The organism is Kribbella sp., from assembly GCF_035655035.1.
Taxonomy (GTDB): domain Bacteria; phylum Actinomycetota; class Actinomycetes; order Propionibacteriales; family Kribbellaceae; genus Kribbella.
This window is the reverse complement of sequence record NZ_DASRVN010000083.1, coordinates 1-5,789: the sequence shown is the minus strand read 5'-3', so window position 1 is coordinate 5,789 and position 5,789 is coordinate 1. Positions and strand designations below refer to the sequence as shown.

The 5,789-nt window shown below is 69.1% G+C and carries 6 protein-coding genes; 2 read left to right on the top strand and 4 right to left on the bottom strand.

Annotated features, from left to right (window positions below; translation table 11 throughout):
* Together VFF46_RS05130 and VFF46_RS05125 are read right to left on the bottom strand one after the other, a co-directional pair.
* Positions 1-284: hypothetical protein (locus VFF46_RS05130; RefSeq protein WP_325035854.1), on the bottom strand; the 284-nt coding region annotated here is incomplete at its 3' end.
* A 65-nt stretch (positions 285-349) separates the two neighbouring features.
* Complete coding sequence (locus VFF46_RS05125; RefSeq protein ID WP_325035853.1) at positions 350-1,762, bottom strand: MFS transporter; 1,413 nt, start codon at positions 1,760-1,762, stop codon at positions 350-352.
* Positions 1,763-1,863: 101 nt separating this feature from the next.
* Between VFF46_RS05125 and VFF46_RS05120 the strand changes: the two genes are divergently transcribed.
* Positions 1,864-2,436 (top strand): TetR/AcrR family transcriptional regulator, encoded by a 573-nt coding sequence (locus VFF46_RS05120; protein WP_325035852.1) that lies wholly within the window; start codon positions 1,864-1,866, stop codon positions 2,434-2,436.
* A gap of 26 nt (positions 2,437-2,462) precedes the next feature.
* On the opposite strand, the gene VFF46_RS05115 is transcribed toward VFF46_RS05120, so the two are convergent.
* Entirely contained in the window at positions 2,463-3,551 is a 1,089-nt protein-coding gene (locus tag VFF46_RS05115; protein WP_325035851.1) for a tyrosine-type recombinase/integrase, read from the bottom strand.
* A gap of 126 nt (positions 3,552-3,677) precedes the next feature.
* Between VFF46_RS05115 and VFF46_RS05110 the strand changes: the two genes are divergently transcribed.
* Positions 3,678-4,829, top strand: coding sequence for a hypothetical protein (locus tag VFF46_RS05110; RefSeq protein ID WP_325035850.1), 1,152 nt, complete (start codon positions 3,678-3,680; stop codon positions 4,827-4,829).
* A 143-nt stretch (positions 4,830-4,972) separates the two neighbouring features.
* On the opposite strand, the gene VFF46_RS05105 is transcribed toward VFF46_RS05110, so the two are convergent.
* The coding region (locus tag VFF46_RS05105; RefSeq protein WP_325035849.1) for an NAD(P)H-binding protein at positions 4,973-5,789 on the bottom strand (817 nt) is incomplete at its 5' end.

The following is a 5,789-nucleotide window of genomic DNA, read 5'->3' as shown; positions in this document are numbered from 1 at the left end:
TCGGTGCCGATCTCGTCGACGTAGTCGTGATCGACGTCGAACGCGAGGTAGCCGGTGCCGGCCGCCCGGTTCGTCTGCCAGTAGGTGCGGCCCTGCGTCGTACCGGTGCGGAGCCCGGCCGGGTCGTCACCGGCCGTGGGTTTCACACCGAGCGTGGTGGGCGTCGGGCCGAGGTCGGCTCCGACGCCGCTGGGATACATGGTCGCGGCGTGCGCCGTCGGTACGGCGAGCAGGCCGGTCAGAAGGAGCGTGGGGAGAACCCGCGCGAGCAGGCGTCTGGACATGCTGAAACCTCCCAGATGGCGGACCGGAAGTGCAGCTGCGCGGATAAGTTAAACCAAGCGTGTTACTAATTCAAGACGCTGTGCTCCGACCTATCGACTGCAGTTGGATCTTGCGTGGGCTTGGACTTGGCCAGCCACAGGCCGGTGAAGACTGCGGTGGCCAAGGTGACGGCGCCCGCCGCGAGGAAGGCACTGTTGAGGCCGGCCTCGAACGAGGCGCCGCCGGATTGCCGGGTGCGCACGATGGCTCCGAGTACTGCCACGCCGAGGACCGCGCCGATCTGCCGGGCGGTGCTGCTGATGCCCGAGGCAAGACCGCCTTCCTGCGGGCTGACCGCTTGGATGGCGGCTCCCGTCAGTGGGGACATGGTTAGCGCGAAGCCGACGCCGACAAGTGCCAGCCGCCACCACACGTTCCCGTAGCCGGTGTCGGCGTGCACCATGCCGAGCGCCAGCAGGCCTAGGCCCGCCACAGCCAGGCCGATGGCGACCACGACGCGGAAACCGTGCCGAGCGGCGAGCCTGCCCGCGTACGGGCTGACGATCACCATGGCGAGAGATGTCGGCAGGGTCTGGAGGCCGGCGCGCAGGATCGAGCTTCCCTGGACGTAGACGAAGAACTGGGAGAAGAAGAACGACGAACCCATGAGCGCGAACCCGACCACGACCATGGCCGTGTTGGACACGCTGAACAGTCGCTGCCGGAACAGCCGCAGCGGAAGTACCGGCGCGGAACGACGCGCTTCGACGGCGACGAAGGCCGCGAGCAGGACGACGGCTCCAGCGAAGCTGCCGAGGATCAGCGGTGACGACCAACCGCGGGCGCCACCCTCGATCAGCCCGTAGGTCAACACTCCGACTCCCAGAACGGACAGCATGGTCCCCGGGACGTCGATCGCGGGCGCGTTCGGGTTGCGCGTCTCTTCCAGGCTGCGGAGCCCGACCAGCAGCAGCACCACGCCGATCGGCAGGTTGACCAGGAAGATGGCCGACCAGCCGAAGGCTTCAGCGAGTACGCCACCGGCCACAGGGCCTGCGGCCAGACCGATTCCGCTGAATCCGGCCCACAGTCCGATCGCCTTGATCCGTTCCTGTGGCACGGGATAGGCGACGGCGAGCAGGGCCAGCGAGGCAGGGCTGAGCGCCGCGGCTCCGATGCCCTGCAGCACCCGGCCGGCGACCAGCCAGCCGACCGACGGCGCGAGGCTACACACCAGTGACGCGGCGGTGAACACGGCGACGCCCGTGAGGTAGACCCGCTTGCGGCCGAACCGGTCGGCGAAGACACCGCCGGACAGCAGCAGCATGGCGACCAGCAGTACGTACGCGTCGACGATCCATTGCAGACCTGTCAGCTGGGTGTGCAGCCGGTGCTGCATGTCGGGCAGTGCCGCTCCGACGATCGTGTTGTCGAGCAGGACCATGAATTGGCCCAGGCAGGTCACCGCGAGCAGTGTGGCCCGGTCCCGTCGCCCCATAGGGATTCCCCTCCATCTCGTTAACGCAGTCAACGACTGCGTTAACGACTGTAAGAAGGTCAGGCTGTTAACGCAAGTCAGGCCTGCGTTAAGCTGGGCGCATGAGTGAGCGACAGCCGGCCCGCCGCCCCGGCGGACGCAGCGCCCGCGTCGGCGCGGAGGTGCACCAGGCCGTCACCGATCTGATCAGCGAGCGCGGCTACGGGAACTTCACCGTCGGCGACGTCGCTGCCCGTGCGGGCGTGGCCGACAGCAGCATCTATCGCCGGTGGGGGAGCCTGGAAACCCTGCTCGCCGACGTCGCGATCACCCGCCTGAACGCGCAGTCGCCGATGCCTGACACGGGGAGTCTGACCGGCGACCTGCGCACGTACGCGGCCCAGGTGGCCCGCGAGATCACCGGACCCGACGGCCTGGCGTTGCTGCGCCTGGCCATCGCCTTGTCCGACACCGGCGACCAAGGGCTGCGGGCGCGTGGCGACGTCCTCGCCGAACGCGGCCGGCAACTGCAGTCCATGCTCGATCGTGCGGCCGAACGTGGTGAGCCCGCGCCCGATGCGTTGGGCGTTCTGGACCACGTCATGGCCCCGATGTACATCCGCGTCCTGTTCGGCCTTGGCCCGTTGACCCCGGACTACACCGACGGGCTGGTCGACCGATTGCTCAAGGTGTAACTGGACCGACGTGTTCCCGCCGCTGGTCAGCCTTGGTCGGGGGACTTGAGGTGGTGCGGTACGGCCGTCATGACGCGGCCGAGGTCGTCGGTGAGGGCGGCGACGCGTTCGGCGCGGCCGTCGTCGTCGATGTAGACCATCACCGTGCGCACGTCCGCGTGACCCGACAGCTCCTGGAGGTCCTCGGCGCTGTGCCCGCGGCGCTTCTGGTCGGTGATCGCGGTGGCGCGCAACGAGTGCGGGCCGACCGTCTCCGGGCGGGGGATCCCGGCCGCCTTCGCCAGTCGGCGGAGCATTCGGGTGACGTCGTGGCGGTCGAGCCTGTCGCCGGCGGCATCCGCCAGGAGCGGCGCCGGGCCCACGCCGGTCCATGCCGGGCGTATTGCGCGGTACGCGTCGAGAAGCTCGGCCACGGTGGTCTCGAGCGGCACCCGAACCGCCTTTCCACCCTTCCGGGTGACGACGAGCCAGGTACGCCGGCCTTCGTCGTGGCGGTCGGTGTCGTCGGCGCCGCAGAGCTCGGAGACCCGGAGCGCGCCGGTGTACAGCAGGCCGACGACCAGGGCGTCGCGGACGTCAGCCGCTGCCGCGAGCAGTGCCGCGACCTGGTCGGCGTCCAGCACCCGTGCTGAGGTCGCGCGCCTGCCTCGGTGGAACTTGGGCCGGTGGTCGTCGTCGGAGATCGGCGACAGGACGGGGAGCCCCCAGCCGGCGGCGTAGCGGTACAGGCTGGACAGGGCTGACAGCCGGCGGGAGATGGAAGAGGACGCGGCCCCGGCGTCCTGCTGGTTGGTGAGCCACATCGTGACCTCGGCACGCTGCAGGTCGAGACCGAAGCGCTCCCGGCCGAGCTCACGACGCGCCCAGTCGGCCCACAGCAGCAGGTCGTCGGCGTACCCGATCCGGGTGTCCCGGCTCGCGCGCCGCGTCCCACCCAGCCAGAGCACGGCCAGGGCGGTTGTTTCCGGGGTGAGCGCATCGATCAGGAGGTCGAGCCTGTCGACCGGGGCCGCAGTCGGGTCGTGCAGTGGGCGGCGGCGGCCCAGGGAGCGGCGTACGGCGGCCTCCGTTGCCAGATCGGGCCTCGGCACAGTCTCGGCCGGCAGATTTTCCACGGGAAAGACGCTAGCGCATAACGGGGATTATGCGCTACTTCGGTTCCGTTTCGTTCAGTCAAAAGTAGTTGATGGAAACCGAACTTAAAGGGGAACTATATGGACTTAATCCCTTAGGATGGCAACATGACGACGACGGAGCCGGTCGCGCTGGCCCGGCAGGGGCTGTGTGAGTTTCCTGGCGTGACCTGCATGAACCCGAAACAGGCCGATCCCGGGACGCCCGGCCGGCCGCCGAAGTACTGCGGCCGCGAGGGAGCGGGCGTCGACGGGAAGCCGGTCGTACACAACAAGGCGAACGCCTGGGCCGCGAAGAACCGGCTGGCCAGACAGCCGGTACGCCGGGATGGCGCCGTACCGGGCTCTGACTCGGCGAGTGGAACTGCCGCCGGACCGGTGACGGCGGCCCGGATGACGCTCGAGCAGCTGATGAAGGGCAACCTGCCGCGGCTGATGGCTGAGCTGGAGGGGTACCTCGCGCAGATCGCGGAGGCGGTCCGTACGTACGGCGACGCGGAGGCGGTCGCGGCCGAGGTGGAGCAGTTGCAGGCGGCGTCGCGGGCTGAGCTGGCCGACGCCGAGCGGCAACGAGGTCAGGAAGAGCACCGTCGCCGCAAGGCAGAGCAGCAAGCCGCCGAAGCCGAGGATGCTCGGGACGAGGCGGACGAAGCGGCTCGGGAAGCCGTTGCCGCGCTCGACGAGGCGCGGGTCGATGTCGCGGTCGCCGAGGAAGCCGCAGAGCAGGCCCGGCGAGACGCCGCAGCGGTCACCGAAAAGGCGGCAGCGGAGCTGGCGCAGGCCCAGCAGGAGCTGGCCGCGACCCGTGAGGCCGCGTCAGCCGAGGTGGAGCGTGTGAGGGCTGAGGCAGAGGAACGGATTCGCGAGACCCAGTCCGCAGCCGACGAACAGCGCCGCCGGGCGCGAAGCGAAGCCGAGTCCGCGCGAATCGCTCAGGCCACGGCCGAGCGCGAACGCCAGACCGCACAACAAACGGCAGACCAGCTACGAGCCGAGCTGAACGCGGAACGCGAACGGCACCGCACCGAACTAGACGCCCTCCGCACCGAACACCGCACCGACCGCGACCAACTCCGAGCCGACCACCAATCCCAACTAGCCGACCTAAAAAAGTCCGCCGAAGACCGAGTAGCCGCCCTAACCGCAGCCCAACGCGCCGCCGAACAAACAACCGAAACCCTCCGACACCAACTACAAACCCTCACCACCCCACCCCCTCATAACCACCCGCAGGAAGCAGCGGAGACGGACGACTCCTGACACCTGACCCGCTACGGACAGCCGGACGCGTCGTACCAACCCCAGGCGCCCGCGACCAGCCGGACGGAGCAGGGGAGGAGGCGTGACAACTCCGCTTGGTTCGGTTGGGGAACCTGCGAGCTGTTGGTGCTGTGTTTGGTTGGTTAGCGGAAGGCGTGGAGGTTTCGGGTGAGCCAGTCGGTGAAGGTGTGGGGTGGGCGGCCGAGTACCTTCTCGACGTCGGGGCTTACTGCCTGCTCGGCGGGGAGTGGGGTGCCGAGGATGTCGAGGGTGGACTCGACGACTGGTTCCGGCATGAAGGTGAGCATGGTTGCGCGGGCCTGGGCGCGGCTCAGTTCGGTGAACTGGATCGGCGTACCGAGGGCGTCCTGGATCACCTGCGCCTGCTGGCGCGGGGAGATCGCGGCCGGCCCGGTCAGGGTGTAGATCGCATTGGCGTGAGCGGGATCGCGGAGAGTGGCCGCCGCGACTTCGGCGATGTCCTGGGGGTCGACGGCGGGGAGGGCTACATCCGCGAACGGTGCGGCCATTGCGCGCTGGGTGCGGATAGATTCGGCCCAGCCGAACGCGTTGCTGGCGAAGTTGCCCGGGCGGAGGATCGTCCAGTCGAGCCCGGATCCGGTGACGGCGTCCTCGTGGATCGACGGGTGCCGCTGGGTGCCGACGCCTTGCGAGGAGAGCAGGACGACCCGCGGTACGCCGGATTCCCGCAGTACGCCGATCACCTCCTGGAGGTTGCCTCGGGCAAGGAAGTCGGGGGAGGTGAGCAGGAAGACGGCCTTGGCGCCGTCGAGTACGGGTCGCAGGGTTTCGGGTTGGGTGAGGTCGGCCTGGTGGCCGGCGCCGCTGCGGGAGACGGGGACGACGTCCTCGCCGAGCGCGGTCAGGGTCTGGACGAGGGGACGGCCTACGTTGCCGGTTGCTCCGGTGATCACGATCATGGCCATCACGCTAGTGGCG